Source organism: Streptococcus sp. HMSC077D04 (genome assembly GCF_001808785.1).
Lineage (GTDB): Bacteria > Bacillota > Bacilli > Lactobacillales > Streptococcaceae > Streptococcus > Streptococcus mitis_BX.
This window is the reverse complement of record NZ_KV794437.1, coordinates 1-740: the sequence shown is the minus strand read 5'-3', so window position 1 is coordinate 740 and position 740 is coordinate 1. Positions and strand designations below refer to the sequence as shown.

The window sequence follows — 740 nt, the reverse complement described above, 5'->3', positions numbered from 1 at the left end:
TTTAATATCGCTCTTATCATGGCGAGCCATTCAAAACTGCTCCACAAATGAGGAAAGTACCATTTTGGATTATTCAATTGTCAATGTACTCACTTAACTTACTACTTTTTGAAGTAATAGCCTTCTTTATTATCCACTCGACCTACAAGGTAGTCTAAACTTACCTTATAAAAATCTGCAAGTTTGACAAGGTCATCTATAGAGATTAATCTGCTACCTGATTCCATTTTAGAATAAGCTGATCTTGTGCAATTTAAGACTATTTTTGCAACATATTCTTGTGTCAAATCAGTATCCTCACGTAAATCTCTAATCCTTTTCAACATCTAATGTCTCCTAAAATAAGTATAGTATAGTTGATTTCTTATTTTATGAAATGTGACAAATTGGCACACGAAAGTCTTTTATACATACTTATTAGGAAAGTATTTACTCTATATGTATCTCTTTTTCCTTGTTAGATTTCATATTTTTTGATTTCTTGTAGTTCTTTATTGTACGATTAAACATTTCAAATGTATTTAAAGCTTCTCTATGTTGCTCCTTCAGTTTTTCAATTCTTCCTTTATAGAAGTATAAGTTCTTCTCTATTATATCTACTGAAATTTTTCCTTGAATACTATTTTCTAAATTTCCATAACTATTTCTCGCATCATTCAACAATACTTCTTCTAAATTAGTTAAATCATCAATTTTATTTTGGACTTGTTCAATCATATTCTCTAGATATGATATTTGGG

At 28.9% G+C, this 740-nt stretch carries 2 protein-coding genes; both read right to left on the bottom strand.

Annotated elements, in window-relative coordinates; genetic code table 11:
- Positions 1 to 101: 101 nt before the first annotated feature.
- Complete coding sequence (locus tag HMPREF2701_RS00045) at positions 102 to 326, bottom strand: helix-turn-helix domain-containing protein (protein WP_070481733.1); 225 nt, start codon at positions 324 to 326, stop codon at positions 102 to 104.
- A gap of 103 nt (positions 327 to 429) precedes the next feature.
- A partial coding sequence (locus HMPREF2701_RS00040; RefSeq protein WP_261674379.1) for a hypothetical protein occupies positions 430 to 740 on the bottom strand: 311 nt, incomplete at its 5' end.

Excerpts from the sequence above, each read along its gene's own strand:
- HMPREF2701_RS00045 (WP_070481733.1), bottom strand. The coding sequence starts at position 326 with ATGTTGAAAAGGATTAGAGATTTACGTGAGGATACTGATTTGACACAA.